We start from the raw sequence: 16,299 nt of genomic DNA, 5'->3' as shown, positions 1-16,299 counted from the left end.
CACACCACTTTTGACAGGAGTACCGGCATGGATCAGTACGTGACGGACAACATCGCGTGGCAGCGTACTGTCGGCCAACTTGATGCCGGTTGCGCAGATCAATTTGCGGATCACGTCAAGGGGATAGTCAGTTCACAGGGATCTAAACGTGTGTCGAATATCAATCGATCTGTTTCGGTAGCCCTGCTTGATCGAATCAGTCCGCGGACGGCAACTGTCTCGTGGAGCGATCCCCAAGGCTGCAAATACGGTGAGCAGGTCTGGCGCCTTGCTGCAGCCAAACGATCGGGGATATGCGCATTGAGCGGACAACCAATCGCCACGGGCGATACGATCTACCGCCCCACAAAGGTTGATCCACCTCCGGCCAATGCCGCTGCCATGATGCTTGCGATCGCAATTGACCGTGCCTTCGCTGATCGATGCTGCACTTTGAAGGAAGACGGCGAATCCGCCTCATTGGATGAATTTGGTCAGTTCGCAAGCCAGACCCATGCATACGAGCGCGCTGAGTGAGCGAGCACTCTTGCGGACGGTGTACCGATGCCTGGCTCCCATTTTATATATAGAAATCCTAGACGGGGGAGCAAGCAAATAGCTAACGACGCGCAGCTGCATCCATCAGACGTCCCTGAGGCAGTGCACGACTACCTCCTGACCAGATAGCATCGCAGTGCATAGGCCAAAACAAGGCGCACCGACTGGCCCAGGATTCGATCCAGAAACGACCGTTTGACTGTACGTTCGTACATGAGCGCGGCAGCAACCAAGCAAAGGAGCCTTTCCCAGTGCGCCCGCTGTGTCCCGCGCCTCCAAGGAACTGGAATCCCGCCTGAGCACCCGACTGCTCAACCGGACAACGCGGCGCGTCTTCCTCACGGAGGCCGGCAGACACTATCTGCAACACTGCGAACAGACTCTTGCGCATGTCGATCTGGCTGAGGCCGAAGCAACCGGCGCACATATCGTCGCCGATTTGCGCGTCGGCGACTGAAATACGTTCCTTCAACGCAGCAATCTGGCTTTTAATGGTGGCGCGTTTGCTTGGTGGCTCCGACGTTAGGCCTTATATCTGGTTTCTGTTCGTCAGGTGTGGTTTGCTACGCGCTTCTTTCGGACCCCGCCTCACGACGACGCCCGTGCGCTTCACTAATCCTTTGCCATCATCAGGCTGGGTAAGGGACTTGCACCCTAGCTCTTGAGCATGCTCGACACAAAAGACAAAGGCCCTGTCCACCGAAATGGACAGGGCCTTTTTTCTTTACTGCGCCACCCTTCGACACATGGGTAGAAACGTGGGTACTGCATGTTCCGCCTTAGAAAGCACCTTAAAATCAAGCACTTGCAGATCACATTGGCGGAGACGGAGGGATTCGAACCCTCGATCCAGGTTTTGGCCCAGATGCTCCCTTAGCAGGGGAGTGCCTTCGACCTCTCGGCCACGTCTCCCAAACTTTCAGTCGCGCAGGGAGTCAGCGCGACGAAGCCAAGATAATAGCGGGCCGAACCGCGAAGGTCAATGTCTGGCGGACAGTTTTTGTGCCAGTTTCGTCACTGACGACGCAATTTATTCACCTGGGCCACCGCGGCCGCGCAAAACAAACGGGGCGCTCTTGCACGCCCCGCCTATTCAAAACTACTTACGCCTGATCCAGCTCGAACGCTTTATGCAGCGCGCGCACAGCGAGCTCCATATACTTCTCGTCGATCAGCACCGAGATCTTGATTTCGGAGGTCGAGATCATCTGGATGTTGATGCCCTCTTCCGACAGCGTGCGGAACATCGTGCTCGCGATACCCACATGCGAGCGCATGCCGACGCCCACCACCGAGACCTTCGACACCTTCGGATCGCCCAGCACCTGCTCGGCCTGCACGTGACCCTTCACCTGGTTCGTGAGGATGTCCATGGCGCGTTGATAGTCGCCACGGCCGACCGTGAACGTGAACGCCGTTTTGCCTTCCACGCTCTGGTTCTGGATGATCATGTCGACGTCGATATTCGCGTCCGCCACCGGGCCGAGAATCTGATACGCGATGCCCGGCTTGTCGGGCACACCCATCACGGCGATACGAGCTTCGTCGCGCTGAAACGCGATGCCCGAGATGACTGCTTTTTCCATGGTCTCGTCTTCTTCAAAAGTAATCAGGGTGCCCGACTTCATTTCAGCGTCGAGCGGTATCAGCGGATCGGTCAGGCTCGACAACACACGTGTCTTCACCTGATATTTGCCGGCGAATTCCACCGAGCGGATCTGCAGCACCTTCGAACCCAGGCTTGCCATTTCCAGCATTTCTTCGAACGTCACGCGATCGAGCCGGCGCGCCTCTTCCACCACGCGCGGGTCGGTCGTGTAGACCCCGTCGACGTCGGTGTAGATCAGGCATTCATCGGCTTTCAACGCGGCCGCGACCGCGACCGCCGACGTATCCGAACCGCCGCGGCCGAGCGTGGTGATGTTGCCGTCAGGATCGATGCCCTGGAAGCCGGTGATCACCACCACCTTGCCCGCGTCGAGATCGCGCAGCACGCGCTCGCCGTCGATTTCGCTAATGCGCGCTTTCGTGAACGCGCTATCCGTTTTGACCGGCACTTGCCAGCCGGCGTAGCTGACCGCGTCGACGCCGGCTTCCTGCAGCGCGATGGCGAGCAGACCCGAGCTGACCTGCTCGCCCGTGGCGGCAATCATGTCGAGTTCGCGCGGGCTCGGCTGACCCGTGATTTCCTTCGCGAGACCGAGTAAGCGGTTGGTTTCGCCGGACATCGCCGACGGCACGACGACCATCTTGTGGCCAGCCTTGTGCCATTTCGCGACGCGCTTGGCGACGTTCTTGATGCGCTCGACCGAGCCCATCGAGGTGCCGCCGTATTTGTGTACGATGAGTGCCATTGTCGTTCTGAACTGGAGGAGAAACCGCGCTGGCGCGCTGGAGACGACCGCACAAAAGCACAGAAGCGCAACGTCTTGTGAACGACGGCAGAGTGTGTGGCGGCGTAAATGCAGCACGCGTGCAGCACGCGCGGATTTGCCCGGGAATGATCGCTGATGGCTTACCGGAAACGACGGATCACGATCGCAAACCGACTAATTCAACAAAAGCGAAGGCGAAATCGGGTCGGGCAAACAAGTTAACGTACCCGATCGAGCGCAAAAAGACAAGCCGGAAAGGCCATCGGATCACGCTGAATATGCGCTGCAAAGGCCTGTTTCATGCGGATTTGCGCCCTATTTCCGGATTCGCCGCATGGACAATCGAGGTGTCCGACCGGCCGGTCAGGCGATCAGCAGATCCACGCGCCAGACGATCCTGACGCGCGATTCGGCCTCGTCGATCGGCTGCGGCAACGTAGCGCGATTGATCCCGAGCCCGGGCACGAACAGCAGTTCATCGCCGATGTAAAGCAGCGGCACATCGCGCTTCCATGCGGGAATGCCGCGCTCCTGGAACAGATTCTTCAACGTGCGGCTCGGTGCGCCGGGCGCGTCGCTCGTGCGCATGCGTTCGCCGCCGCTGCGCGGACGCGCGCTCAACACCGCACGCTGCAAAACGCTCACGGGAATCGTCGCGTCGGCATCACCAACCGCGGCGTGGGCGAATACAAACGTGCCGCGCCATTGCGGCAATCGCCAGATCGACTCGCCCTGCCACGCGAGCTCGCTGACCGCGCGCGCGACGAGCGCGGTTTCGTCGGCGGGCTCGCTACTGTCTCCCGGTTCCCAATAGATCACGCCGCGATAGCTGCGCAACGCATGTCCCGCGTGATCGATACGCAGACCATGGCCCTCGCCCGCCGCGCCGATCTCACGCAACTGACGCAGCGCATCGCCAAGACGCGCGTTCGATGCGGCGACGAAGCCCAATGTGCGCATCCAGTAACGCAGAAGATTGAGCGCGCGGTCGTCGTCAAGCGCGAGCAATGCATCGTGCGATAGCGCGCGCCCTTCGTCGCGTGACGCTTCTTCCATATCGATGCGCGCAAGCGTATCGAGCAAACGCTGCGCCGACGCCGCATGCGCCGCCGTGCGCGCAAGCGCGTCGCGAAAGCCCGGAAAGTGCACGGCCAGCGCGGGCGTCACTTCGTGGCGCAACGCATTGCGGGCGTAGCGTGTATCGGCATTCGATTCATCGTCGATCCAACGCAACGCACGCTCGCCAGCGTATTGCTCGAGCTGTGCGCGCAACAGGTGAAGCAAAGGCCGCACGCGCGTTGCCGACGCATTCGCCGGCAAATACTCGGGCGCCATCGCGGCAAGACCGGCGAGACCAGCGCCGCGCAGCAATTGCAACAACACGGTCTCAGCCTGATCGTCCGCATGCTGTGCGAGCCACAGCGTGGCGACGCCGCGCGACGCGCACATCTCGTCCAGCGCGCGATAACGCGCATCGCGTGCGGCGGCTTCGACGCTTACGCCCGCATCACGCGACACCTCGACGCGCTCTGCCGCGAACTCGACGCCACGCTCCAGCGCAAACGCCTCGCAGTGCGCGAGCCATGCATCGGCATGCGCGCTCAGTCCATGATGCACATGCAGCGCGATGCAACGCGACGCGCCCGCGACACGCGCCGCGGCATCGAGCAGCACACTCGAATCCACCCCGCCGCTGAAGGCAATCGCAATACGCGCGCTAGCGGGAAGCGCAGACAAAGAAAAGCCGACCGCCTCGAGAACGAGGCGGTCGGCGGGTGTTTCGGCGGTGGAAGTCACGTCGCTAGCGCATCAAGCGCTGAAGGACGAAAGAAAACGCGCGCGGGCTTAGGCACCCGGCGTCGTTTCCTTGAATTTGCCGTACGACATCAACCGTTCGAAACGGCGTTGACGCAGGTCGTTGATGCTCATGCCCTGGAACTGGCGCAGCGAATCGGCGAGCGCACGCCGCAGCATCGCGGCCATGCCTTTCGGATCGCGATGCGCGCCGCCCAGCGGCTCGTTCACGATCTTGTCGATCAGGCCGAGCGCCTTCAGACGATGCGCGGTCAAGCCGAGCGCTTCCGCCGCTTCCGGCGCTTTCGCGGCGCTCTTCCACAGAATCGACGCGCAGCCTTCCGGCGAGATCACCGAATAGGTCGAGAATTGCAGCATCAGCACGCTGTCGCCGACTGCAATGGCCAACGCGCCGCCCGAACCGCCCTCGCCGATGATCGTCGCGATCAACGGCGTCTTCAGTTCGGCCATGACGTAAAGATTGCGGCCGATCGCTTCCGACTGCCCGCGCTCTTCCGCGCCGATGCCCGGATACGCGCCCGGCGTGTCGATGAACGTGAAAATCGGCAAGCCGAATTTTTCGGCGAGACGCATCAAACGTTCGGCCTTGCGATAGCCTTCCGGACGCGGCATGCCGAAGTTGCGCAGCGCGCGCTCCTTGGTATCGCGGCCCTTCTGATGGCCGATCACCATACACGCCTGGCCGTTGAAACGCGCGAGGCCGCCGACGATCGACAGGTCGTCCGCATAGTTGCGGTCGCCGTGCAATTCGTGGAAGTCGGTGAACAACTCGCTCACGTAGTCGAACGTGTACGGGCGTTGCGGATGACGGGCGATTTGCGAAACCTGCCACGGCGTGAGGTTCGCGTACAGATCTTTGGTGAGCTGTTGACTCTTCTTGGACAGCCGCTCGATCTCTTCCGAAATATCGACGGCCGAATCGTCCTGCACGAAGCGCAATTCTTCGATCTTCGCTTCGAGTTCAGCGATCGGCTGTTCGAAATCCAGAAACGTGGTCTTCATTGTTTGTAATCCTTGGACTTACCGGCAGCGCGTATTCTAACCGCGCGCGCCGATGTCAAAACCATCTCGCAACTATCAATTTTTAACCTTTGATAGCTTTTGAAATAGTCCCGTTTCTTCTTTTTCAGTAGTCGACCGGCAACGGGTCAAGACTACGCCACATATACCAGGTGGCGACGGTGCGCCACGGCTCCCAGTTGGCGGCGACTTCGCGCGCTTCGCTGCGTGTGACCGGTTCGCCACTGAAGTAGTTGACGCTGATCGCACGAATCAGGCCCAGGTCGTCGAGCGGCAGGACGTCGGGGCGCGACAGGTTGAAGATCAGGAACATCTCCGCGGTCCAGCGACCGATGCCGCGAATCTGCGTGAGTTCGGCGATCACGGCCTCGTCTTCCATCGACGTCCATTTGCCGACGTGCAGCGCGCCCGAAACGAAATGCTGCGCGAGATCGAGCACGTATTCGGCTTTGCGCCTGGACAGCCCGCACGTGGTCAGCTTTTCCAGACCGAGCTTGATGAACTGCTGCGGCACGAGCTTGGGACACGCGGCCTCGACCTTCGCCCAGGCGGCCTGCGCGGACGCGACCGAAATCTGCTGCCCGACCACCGAACGCGCGAGCGTGACGAACGGATCGCCGCGACTCAGCAGATGCACCGGGCCGAACTTCGGAATCAGTTTCTTCAGAATGCGATCGCGCTTGACGAGGTCGGCACACGCCTTGTCCCAATAGGCCGGACGCGTGACTTCAGGCGTGAGGCCAGCGATCTGCACCGGCACCGCGGCTTCGCTCGCGCTCGCCGCTTCGCCGCCCGCGGTTGCGGACGCGCGCGTCTTGCGCACCACTTCGCCTTCGTGCCCCTCGACCTTGATGCGGGCGAGTTCCTGCACGTCACCGGCCAGTTCCGCCGACAAGGCGCCGTTGCTCTTCGCACGCTGCGGCTTCGCGCGCTTCGCGACAGGAGCGTGCGAAGACGCGCCGTTGAGCGCACGCTGCACGGTGGTCTTTTTCGCTGCGCCCGCTGCGGTCTTGGCCACCACCCCGGCGGCTTTCGACGATGCTTTCCTTACCGCGCCGCTGCCCGTGCGAGCCGACGTGCGTGTCGACTTTGCCGCGGCTGGCGCGTTTGTTTGAGACGCGGCTCGTTTAGCCGGCGTCTTCGTGGCCGTTGCCATCCTGCCTCCTGCCTGGCGAGTCGATCAAAGGGTAAGTCGGGGTGCGCTCACACGCGCCGCCACTCGGTCAACCCGCCGGGTTTGTCTTCAAGTGCAACGCCGGCCTCGAGCAATTCGGCCCGGATCCGGTCTGCTGCCGCATAGTCCTTCGCCTGTTTGGCGGCCACGCGCGCCGCGATCTTCGCTTCGATCGCGGCGGGCTCGAGCGCGCCCTCAGCTGCAGCCCCCGCTGCCTGCTGCAGGTATGCACGCGGCTCGCGGCCAAGCAGTCCGATCACCGCGCCCAGCGAGCGCAATTGACGGGCCAGCGCGGGGTCGCGCGTGCGATTCACTTCTGTTGCCAACTCGAACAACACCGACACTGCAACCGGTGTGTTGAAGTCGTCATTCATTGCTGCCTGGAAACGAAGCGCATGCGCCTCATTCCAGTCGAGCTCGGCGGCGTCCGGCGTGACGTCTTTCAGCGCGGTGTACAAACGCGCAAGAGCGTTGCGGGCGTCGTCGATATGCACGTCGCTGTAATTCAACGGCGAGCGGTAATGCGCGCGTGCGATAAAGAAACGCACGACCTCGGCATCGTACTGCGCCAATACTTCGCGGATCGTAAAGAAGTTGTTCAACGACTTCGACATCTTCTCATTGTCGATCTGTACGTAGCCGTTGTGCATCCAGAAATTGACGAAGGTTTGACCGGTAGCGGCTTCACTTTGCGCTATTTCGTTTTCATGGTGCGGAAACTGCAGGTCTTGCCCGCCGCCGTGAATGTCGAAATGTTCGCCGAGCAATGTGCAGCCCATTGCTGAGCATTCGATATGCCAGCCTGGACGGCCGCGCCCATACTTCGAATCCCAGCCTGTATCCGCAGGCTCTTCCGGCTTGGCCTGTTTCCACAAGACGAAATCGAGCGGGTCCTGCTTCGCGTCGTTCGCCGCGACGCGTTCGCCCGCGCGCAGATCTTCGAGCGACTTGCCCGACAGCTTGCCGTAGTTCGCGAACTTGCGCACCGCATAGTTCACGTCGCCGTCGCCTGCCTGATAGGCGTAGCCGTTCGCTTCGAGCTGCTCAATCATGCCGAGCATCTGCGGAATGAAATCCGTGGCGCGCGGTTCGATGTCAGGCCGCTGGATGCCGAGCGCGTCCGCGTCTTCGTGCAATGCGTTGATGAAGCGATCGGTCAGCGCCTTGATGGTCTCGCCGTTCTCCACTGCGCGCCGGATGATCTTGTCATCAATATCCGTGATATTGCGCACGTAGGTCACGTCGTAGCCGAGCGTGCGCAACCAGCGCTGCACGATGTCGAACACGACCATCACCCGCGCATGACCGACGTGACAATAGTCGTACACGGTCATCCCGCAGACGTACATTCGCACGACGCCTTCTTGCAGCGGCACGAAAGTTTGCTTGTCACGCGCGAGCGTGTTGTAGATGCGCAGTGATTCCATAGAGAACGGTGCGTGGGCCGAAAGAAATCCGCAATGTGTTTCATGCGCGGCGTGCCCCGCCAGTCAAGAACCGGACGGCGGGCGCGTCGCATACAGCAAAACCGGTGCACCTGGTGCGGCGGTCAGGCTGCGATCAAGGCGGAGACGACCACGAGTGGCGAAAAGACAGTTTGCGGTTCGACGGAACGCGCAGACCTTTTGTTAGAATGGGTCGGAGTATAACATCCAGACCTGAGCCTATGAAACCTTCAAGCGGCCGCGCGCGCAGCGCTGCGACCCTCGCCGCGACAGCCTTCGGTGGCGCCACGCGGGCGCTCACCTTGCGCGTCACCGTGGCGCTTGCCCTTGCGGCCATGCCGGCCGCGGCCGCCTTTGCGCAGAAGACCGCCACGCTGCCGCAGGGCCCCGCCGTGCGCGACAACACGCCGGAAATCGACGCATCGATCGCGCAGAAAAACTGGGCCGCCTCGCTGACCCAGCTCGACGCGCGCATCGCCTCGAATCCGCGCGACGCGCAAGCGAAGTTCAAGCGCGGCACGGTGCTCGCCCACCTGAATCGCGACGACGAAGCTATCGTCGCGTTCACCGAACTCACGCAGACCTACCCTGAGTTGCCCGAGCCCTACAACAACCTCGCCGCGCTTTACGCGAAGCATGGTCAATACGCCGAAGCGCGTGTCGCGCTCGAAACGGCGACCAAGGTCAACCCGGGCTACGGCCTCGCCTACGAGAATCTCGGCGACCTTTACCTGCGCATGGCCAATGAGGCTTATCGCCACGCGCAGAGCCTGGGCAAGGTGAGCCCCACCACCACGCAGCGGCTCGCGGACATTCAGAAAGTCATCTCGCCGGTCAAGACCGCGGCCCGGGCGAAACAGGCCGTTAGCACCGAAGACGACTACACCGCCCGCGCCACCTCGAACATGACGCAAACGCCGAGCTTCCAGTACGGCGGTGCGAACGGCTCGCTCGCCATGCCGCCCTACATGGCGCCGTCGAAGTAAAGCCATCACGTTTCGCGCAATACGTTTTTTCCAACCCTGAGGATCTTCATGAAATGGTTGATGTTGGCGCTCGGCAGCGCCGCCCTGATCGCAAACGCTCCCGCATTTGCCCAGTCCGGTTCGCAAGCCGCGCATCCGTCCGTCCTCTTCAAGACATCGGAAGGCGACATCCGCGTCGAGTTGTATCCTGAGAAAGCGCCCAAGACGGTCGCCAACTTCCTCGACTATGTGAAGTCCGGCCAGTACAGCGGCACGATTTTCCATCGCGTGATTCGTGGTTTCATGATTCAGGGCGGCGGCTACACGCAGAGCTTCGCGGAGAAGCCGACGCGCGCGCCAATTCCGCTCGAAAGCCGTAACGGTCTGAAGAACATGACGGGCACGCTCGCCATGGCGCGCACCAGCGACCCGAATTCGGCCACCGCGCAATTCTTCATCAACACGGTGGACAATGCCGGCCTCGACTATCCGAATCCGGACGGCAACGGCTATGCGGTGTTCGGCAAAGTCACGGGCGGCATGGACGTCGTGAAGAAGATCGAAGGTACGCCCACCACCTCGCGCGGCCCGATGAGCGACGTGCCGCAAAAGCCGGTCGTGATCGAGTCGGCCACGGTCGTCGGCAAGTAATTGCAGGACCAGGACGCGCGCCGCAGTCAGGCGCGCGCACGAGAAAAGCGTCAGCGCTCAATCCACGCCCCGGCGCGGCTCAACGTCAACTCATGACGACTCGCCGCGCCTTTTACCCACCCTGTTCATCAAAGGATTCCATCATGGTTGAACTGCATACGAACCACGGCGTCATCAAACTCGAACTGGACGCTGAAAAGGCGCCGAAGTCGGTTGAGAACTTCCTCAATTACGTGAAGGCCGGCCACTACGACAACACGGTGTTCCACCGCGTGATCGACGGCTTCATGATCCAGGGCGGCGGCTTCGAACCCGGCATGAAACAGAAGCCGACGGGCGAGCCGATCACGAATGAAGCGAACAACGGTCTGAAGAACGTGAACGGCTCGGTCGCCATGGCGCGCACGAACGACCCGCACTCGGCCACGGCGCAATTCTTCATCAATGTGAACGACAACGACTTCCTGAACCACTCGTCGCCGACGCCGCAAGGCTGGGGCTACGCCGTGTTCGGCAAGGTGGTCGAGGGCCTCGACATCGTCGAGAAAATCAAGAAGGTCAAGACGGGTTCGAAGGGCTTCCATCAGGACGTGCCGGCGGACGACGTGGTGATCGAAAAGGCTGTGATCGTCGACTAAGTCGTAGCGAGCATCGATTCGTTCGAACTGATATCAGGCACCTTCAATGCTGCAAGAAACGCCGCTGCGAAGCGTCGCCGCGGGCGTGCCTGGCGAGGGCAAACGCCCGCACGCCGCACGCCCGTTTTTTTTCCTCTCCGATATTCATCTGAGCGAGGCGATCCCGCATACGGTCGCCGCGTTCGAGCATTTCATCCGCTTCACGGCCGAGCAGGCCGATTCGGTGTTCATACTTGGCGATCTGTTCGAGTACTGGATCGGCGACGATATGCTCGCCGAGCCGTTCGTCGCGCGCATGGCGGCGCTGCTGCATACGTTGTCGGAGCGCGGCATCGCGCTCTACATCATGCACGGCAACCGCGATTTTCTGCTGGGCAAGCGCTTCATGAAAGCGGCTGGCGCGATCTGGCTGCCGGATCCGTTCGTGATCACCGCGTTCGGCACGCGTATCGCGCTCGCGCATGGCGATGGCTTGTGCACCGCGGATCGCGGCTATCAAGTGTTCCGGCGTTTTGCGCGCAACCGTTTTGCGCAGATGCTGTTTCTCGCGTGGCCGTTGCGCTGGCGTCAGAAGCTCGCCGAAAACATGCGCTCGAAAAGCGAGCAAGGCCGCGTGCGGCCGGTTTCGCCGAAATACGACGTGACGGCGGCAGCCGTCGCCGCGTTATTCAAGTCGTCGAAAACGGCGACCCTCATTCATGGGCACACGCACCGGCCGGCGCGGCACCGCGAGCCGGGCGGCACGCGCTGGGTCCTGCCGGATTGGGATCTCGACCACGGCGAGCGCCGTGGTGGGTATTTGCGTATCGACGCTGAAGGGATTCGGGCGTTGCCGTTGGGTTGAGCGTGGCGGAAGTTGATCGCACCCGTGCCGACTGGTCACGTGCGCAAGGTAGTTCCGCGCTGTTCCACGCCACGCGTGCCAGCGTTGTGGCTGCTCGCGCTCTGCGCCGCATGCAGCGTTGCTGTTAGCAGCCGGCCAATGGCGCCAGCGTAGGCGGCGCGTGCGAAAAACTTCACCGCTCCGCCGCCACCGCTTCCACTTTCCCTGCAATCGCGGCCGACAACCGCCGCAAATCGAGCAACGCTGCATCGGCCCCTTGCAATCCTTCGAGACTCGTACCCAGCCGCTCCAGCGCATCGACGATTTCGTCGATGCGCTTGGCTTGCGTCGCCGCGTGATCGATCAGCCCATGAATCGCCAGCGACACCGGATCGTCGGCGTTCGGCGTGATGCCGTATGCGCAGAAGCCGCTGCTTGCGGCGGAGCGTTTGCCCTCGCGCGCGGCGCCGCCGGCATCGGCATTAGCCGCTTCCGGAGCCACAGTGGCCGCCGCCGGCACGATGATCCGCGCCGGGTTACCCACCGCCGTGCCACGTGCCGGCACGGGCTTGGTCACCACCGCGTTCGATCCGATCTTCGCGTCCGCGCCGATCGTGAAACCGCCGAGCACCTTCGCGCCCGCGCCGACGATCACACCGCGCTCGAGCGTTGGGTGCCGCTTCGCGCCGCGCGTGAGCGACGTGCCGCCGAGCGTGACGCCCTGATAGATCGTGCAGTCGTCGCCGATCTGCGCGGTCTCGCCGATCACCACGCCCATGCCGTGATCGATGAACACGCGCCGCCCGAGCGTCGCGCCCGGATGAATTTCGATGCCGGTCATGAAGCGCGCCATCTGCGAGACGAAGCGTGCTAGCCAACGGCGTTTGGCTCGCCAGCACGCATGCGCGAGCCGGTGCAGCACGAGCGCGTGCAGGCCGGGATAACACGTGAGGACTTCCCATGCGCTGCGGGCGGCGGGATCGCGCTCGCGGATCGTGGCGATGTCTTCGCGAAGTCTCGTGAACATGGCAGGGACTGTGTTGTGGGAGAAAGAGCCGCACGCGAGAGCTGACGCGCACGACGGCGTGGCTCGCCGCATAGCACGGCGGCAGTTTTGCTTAGAACGTTTTGAGGATTGTAGGGGGATTGCGGAAAACCTGCCGGAAGCCCACGCTGCCGGCGGGGTCGTCGCCGGCTAACGGGGAGGTATTCAGTTCGGGTATGACACGCGGACTTCAGGACGCGTCGTCCTTGGGCTTGCTCTTCAACAGAATGTGTTTGGCGATGCCGCGCACGATGTTCACTTCCTCGCGCTCGAGACCCGAGCGCGCAAACAGGCGGCGCAGGCGCGACATCAGCTTCTTCGGATTGGCGGGATCGAGAAAATCGAGCGCGACGAGCGCGCTTTCCAGATGCGTGAACATGCTCTCGATGTCGTCGCTCGCGGCGCGCGCGCCGAGGGGCTCGCCCTCCTCCGCCGCCTGCGGCGCGGCCGCGCCGCCGTCGGCCGACAGATACATCGTGCGCAGTTCATACGCCAACACCTGCACGGCCTGCGCGAGGTTGAGCGAGCTATAGGCAGGATTGGCGGGAATATGCGCCAGCGCGCTGCATCGCTCGACGTCCTCGTTCGACAAACCCGTGCGCTCGTTGCCGAACACCAGCGCGATCTCGCCATGCATCGCCTGTTCGCGCGCGATGCTGGCGGCGGCACGCGGCGTCCATTGCGGCGGCCCATATTCGCGCAGCCGCGCGGTCAGCGCGATCGACCAGTGCACGCCGCTCAGGGCGTCGGCGAGGGTCGGCACGACGTGCGCGGACGCCAGCACGTCGTCGGCCCCGCTCGCCATGGCGATGGCTTCCGGATCGCTCTGCACGTGCGGCACGCGCGGCGACACCAGCACGAGCCGCGAGAAACCCATGGTTTTCAGCGCGCGCGCCGCGGCGCCGACATTGCCCGGATGACTCGGCTCGACCAGCACGAAGCGCGTCGAGGTGAAGCCGCCGCGCAGTTCGGCTACGGCGGGATCGGAGGAATGGTGGGTATGGTCCACGATGGAATTCGGCTGGCTAAAGACGCGTATGGTAGCGCCAACGCCGCGGCCGGTCTGAAACGAACACAGGTATGAAGGCAGATGTGCATGCAGATGTGCGCGGCGAAGCGCTCGCGAATGCCGGACCGAGCCTTGCAGAACGCGGGCAATCGACCGCCGCCCCGCAAACGCTGCCGCGGCGTCCGGACTCAGGTAAAATGCCGGAATTCGCGTCCGCTTTGCCGTCTGGCACTGCATGAACGCCTCGTTCTTATCCAATTCGTCTCCGTCGGCGGAATGCGCACCGGTTGTACCGGGCGAGCGTTCCGTGCTGTTTCCGCGCCTCTTAGAGGGCGCCCAATTAGCGCAGGTTAGCGCTTATTTTCCGGCCAGCAGCCGCGCTGCCCCGGCACAAGGATCCAGTCTCATGCATCCCATGCTCAATATCGCTGTGAAGGCCGCGCGCCGCGCGTCACAGATCATCACCCGCGCGTCGCTCGATCTCGATCTCGTCCAGGTCAGCAAGAAACAGCACAACGATTTCGTCACGGAGGTCGACAAAGCGTCTGAAGCGGCGATCATCGACACGCTCAAGACCGCCTACCCCGATCACGCCATCCTCGCCGAAGAATCCGGCAAGTCGGATAACGAATCCGAATACCAGTGGATCATCGATCCGCTCGACGGCACCACCAATTTCATCCACGGTTTTCCGTACTACTGCGTGTCGATCGCGCTCGCGCACAAGGGCATCGTGACGCAGGCCGTGGTCTACGACCCGACCCGCAACGACCTGTTCACCGCCTCGCGCGGCCGTGGCGCGTTCCTCAACGATCGCCGCATCCGCGTGGCCAAGCGCGACCGTCTGGCCGATGGCCTGATCGGCACCGGCTTCCCGTTCCGCGAAAGGGACGGCCTGGAAGCGTACGGCCGCCAGTTCGCTGAAATGACCGAAGCGTGCGCCGGCCTGCGCCGTCCGGGCGCCGCCGCGCTCGATCTGGCAAACGTCGCCGCCGGCCGCATGGACGGCTTCTTCGAGCAAGGCCTGAATGCGTGGGACGTCGCCGCCGGCAGCCTGCTGATCACGGAAGCGGGTGGCCTGGTCGGCAACTACACGGGCGATTCGGATTTCCTGCACGTCGGCGAAATCGTCGCGGGCAACGCGAAGGTCTACGCGCAGATGATCCCGATCCTGTCGCGCTACAGCCGCACGCGTCAGCAAGCGGCATAAGCCCTGCGAGGGCGGCGCCGGCAAGCGGAACATGAAAAAGCGGCTTCGGCCGCTTTTTCGTTGGCGCGCCTGCATGCAGCGGGCGTTCGTGCTACAAAGCGGGAGGCCGCGCCGGCCTACGTCATTGCCGGCTGCGTTTCGCGCGTTTTTCGCTGCGCCCCGCTTTGCGCCTGACCTCTCGCGCAGCTTCCAATCCGCTTCATGAAAAAAGGCTTCTACACAATCATCGCGGCGCAGTTTGTTTCGTCGCTGGCGGACAATGCACTGTTGATCGCGGCCATCGCGCTGCTCTCCGTGATTCGCTCGGCTGCCTGGGTCACGCCGCTGCTGCAGATTTTCTTCACCGTTTCGTACGTGCTGCTCGCGCCATTCGTCGGCGCTTTTGCCGACTCGATGCAAAAGCGGCACGTCATGTTCATCTCCAACGCGTTGAAGGCGAGCGGCTGCCTGATGATGATCGCGGGCGTTCATCCGATGATTGCCTACGGCGTGGTCGGCTTCGGCGCGGCCGCGTATTCGCCGGCCAAGTACGGCATCCTCACCGAACTGCTGCCCGCGGAAAAACTCGTCAAGGCGAACGCGTGGCTCGAATCGGCCACCGTGCTATCGACCATCGTCGGCACGATGGTGGGCGGCGCGCTGATCAGCAGCTTCGCCGACAAATTCGTCGCGCATGCGCATCTGCCGCTGATCCGCTCCTCCGCCGATCTCGCCATGTTCGCGACGATGGTGACCTATGCGATCGCCGCCGCGATCAACATCTTCATTCCCGACACTGGCGCGCGTTATGAAAGCCGCCTGAGCGAACCGAAGAAACTGGTCGGCGATTTCTATCATTGCTTCAACGTGCTGTGGGCCGACAAACTCGCGCAGATCGCGCTGTGGGTGACGACTCTGATGTGGGGCGGCGCGGTCACGCTGCAATTGCTGGTGCTCAAATGGGCCAACGTGAATCTCGGGCTGTCGCTCTCGAAGGCGGCGGTCATGCAGGGCGTCACGGGTCTCGGCATCGCAGTCGGCGCGGCGGCGGCCGCTGCGCTGATTCCGTTGCGCAAGTCGCTGCGCGTGTTGCCGGTCGGCATTCTGACCGGCGCGGTGGCGATCGCCATGGCCTTCTACAACAAGGACCTGTTCCCGCCGGGTTCAGGCATTCGCATCGGCACGTACGTCATGCCGTTTTACATTCTGCTCGCCTATCCGCTGATGATTCTGCTCGGCGCGCTGTCGGGGTTTTTCATCGTGCCAATGAACGCGATCCTTCAGCATCGCGGCGCGACGCTGCTGTCCGCGGGGCATTCGATCGCCGTGCAGAATTTCAACCAGAACCTCGCGGTGCTGCTGATGCTCGGCGTGTACGCGCTGCTGCTCACGGCGAAGATGCCGGCACAGTGGATCATCGTTGTGTTCGGCACGTTCATCACCTTCATGATGTGGCTGGCCAGGCGGCGCAGCGCGGTGAACGAACGCACGGTGGATATACGGGCCATGGTGGAAGAATGAAGCCTTCACGCGGCTGAGGCGCGGCGCAGTGCGGCTCGCGTCGGCTGCTCGCCGCGGCGTAGGGCCGGAATGCGGATTTGCAGCGCAGATTG

14 protein-coding genes, 1 tRNA gene and 1 pseudogene are annotated in these 16,299 nt (G+C 62.6%); 8 read left to right on the top strand and 8 right to left on the bottom strand.

The genetic code is table 11. The features are described from left to right. Positions 1-27 precede the first annotated feature (27 nt). Positions 28-516, top strand: coding sequence for a DUF3331 domain-containing protein (locus B0G71_RS05360; RefSeq protein ID WP_258875487.1), 489 nt, complete (start codon positions 28-30; stop codon positions 514-516). A 271-nt stretch (positions 517-787) separates the two neighbouring features. Beyond that, a pseudogene (locus tag B0G71_RS41805) lies at positions 788-964 on the top strand (LysR family transcriptional regulator); the annotation flags it as partial. A 391-nt stretch (positions 965-1,355) separates the two neighbouring features. Here the strand turns inward: B0G71_RS41805 and B0G71_RS05350 are convergent. The 6 genes from B0G71_RS05350 to cysS form a co-directional block, all read right to left on the bottom strand. Further along, positions 1,356-1,449 (bottom strand) — tRNA-Ser (locus B0G71_RS05350). Positions 1,450-1,640: 191 nt separating this feature from the next. Further along, positions 1,641-2,891, bottom strand: a complete 1,251-nt coding sequence (locus B0G71_RS05345; RefSeq protein ID WP_106279546.1) for an aspartate kinase — start codon at positions 2,889-2,891, stop codon at positions 1,641-1,643. Positions 2,892-3,275: 384 nt separating this feature from the next. Continuing rightward, positions 3,276-4,709, bottom strand: coding sequence for a tRNA lysidine(34) synthetase TilS (gene tilS, locus B0G71_RS05340; RefSeq protein WP_116140184.1), 1,434 nt, complete (start codon positions 4,707-4,709; stop codon positions 3,276-3,278). Between the two features lie 48 nt (positions 4,710-4,757). Further along, entirely contained in the window at positions 4,758-5,729 is a 972-nt protein-coding gene (locus tag B0G71_RS05335; RefSeq protein WP_074283028.1) for an acetyl-CoA carboxylase carboxyltransferase subunit alpha, read from the bottom strand. Between the two features lie 124 nt (positions 5,730-5,853). Next, complete coding sequence (locus tag B0G71_RS05330) at positions 5,854-6,903, bottom strand: DNA-3-methyladenine glycosylase (RefSeq protein ID WP_116140182.1); 1,050 nt, start codon at positions 6,901-6,903, stop codon at positions 5,854-5,856. A 47-nt stretch (positions 6,904-6,950) separates the two neighbouring features. After that, complete coding sequence (gene cysS, locus B0G71_RS05325; protein ID WP_116140180.1) at positions 6,951-8,348, bottom strand: cysteine--tRNA ligase; 1,398 nt, start codon at positions 8,346-8,348, stop codon at positions 6,951-6,953. Positions 8,349-8,587: 239 nt separating this feature from the next. On the opposite strand from cysS, the gene B0G71_RS05320 reads away from it, so the two are divergent. The 4 genes from B0G71_RS05320 (at position 8,588) to B0G71_RS05305 (ending at position 11,464) form a co-directional block, all read left to right on the top strand. Next, positions 8,588-9,352, top strand: coding sequence for a tetratricopeptide repeat protein (locus tag B0G71_RS05320; protein ID WP_116140178.1), 765 nt, complete (start codon positions 8,588-8,590; stop codon positions 9,350-9,352). Between the two features lie 48 nt (positions 9,353-9,400). Then, positions 9,401-9,982 (top strand): peptidylprolyl isomerase, encoded by a 582-nt coding sequence (locus tag B0G71_RS05315; protein WP_106279534.1) that lies wholly within the window; start codon positions 9,401-9,403, stop codon positions 9,980-9,982. Positions 9,983-10,125: 143 nt separating this feature from the next. Next, positions 10,126-10,620, top strand: coding sequence for a peptidylprolyl isomerase (locus B0G71_RS05310; protein WP_012433504.1), 495 nt, complete (start codon positions 10,126-10,128; stop codon positions 10,618-10,620). A 46-nt stretch (positions 10,621-10,666) separates the two neighbouring features. Further along, positions 10,667-11,464: a UDP-2,3-diacylglucosamine diphosphatase gene (locus B0G71_RS05305; RefSeq protein ID WP_116140176.1), complete on the top strand. Its 798-nt coding sequence runs from the start codon at positions 10,667-10,669 to the stop codon at positions 11,462-11,464. Between the two features lie 172 nt (positions 11,465-11,636). On the opposite strand, the gene cysE is transcribed toward B0G71_RS05305, so the two are convergent. After that, positions 11,637-12,470 (bottom strand): serine O-acetyltransferase, encoded by an 834-nt coding sequence (gene cysE / locus B0G71_RS05300; protein ID WP_116140175.1) that lies wholly within the window; start codon positions 12,468-12,470, stop codon positions 11,637-11,639. A 208-nt stretch (positions 12,471-12,678) separates the two neighbouring features. Continuing rightward, positions 12,679-13,497, bottom strand: a complete 819-nt coding sequence (locus B0G71_RS05295; protein ID WP_116148346.1) for an RNA methyltransferase — start codon at positions 13,495-13,497, stop codon at positions 12,679-12,681. A gap of 406 nt (positions 13,498-13,903) precedes the next feature. Here B0G71_RS05295 and B0G71_RS05290 point away from each other — a divergent pair, with 406 nt between their 5' ends. Next, entirely contained in the window at positions 13,904-14,707 is an 804-nt protein-coding gene (locus B0G71_RS05290) for an inositol monophosphatase family protein (protein WP_106279526.1), read from the top strand. A gap of 201 nt (positions 14,708-14,908) precedes the next feature. After that, on the top strand, positions 14,909-16,207 hold the full coding sequence (gene lplT / locus B0G71_RS05285) for a lysophospholipid transporter LplT (RefSeq protein WP_116140173.1): 1,299 nt from the start codon (positions 14,909-14,911) through the stop codon (positions 16,205-16,207). Positions 16,208-16,299 lie beyond the last annotated feature (92 nt).

It is taken from the genome of Paraburkholderia sp. BL27I4N3, from assembly GCF_003386115.1.
GTDB lineage: Bacteria > Pseudomonadota > Gammaproteobacteria > Burkholderiales > Burkholderiaceae > Paraburkholderia.
The sequence above is the reverse complement of the archived record's forward strand: the minus strand, read 5'-3'. Positions and strand labels throughout refer to the sequence as shown.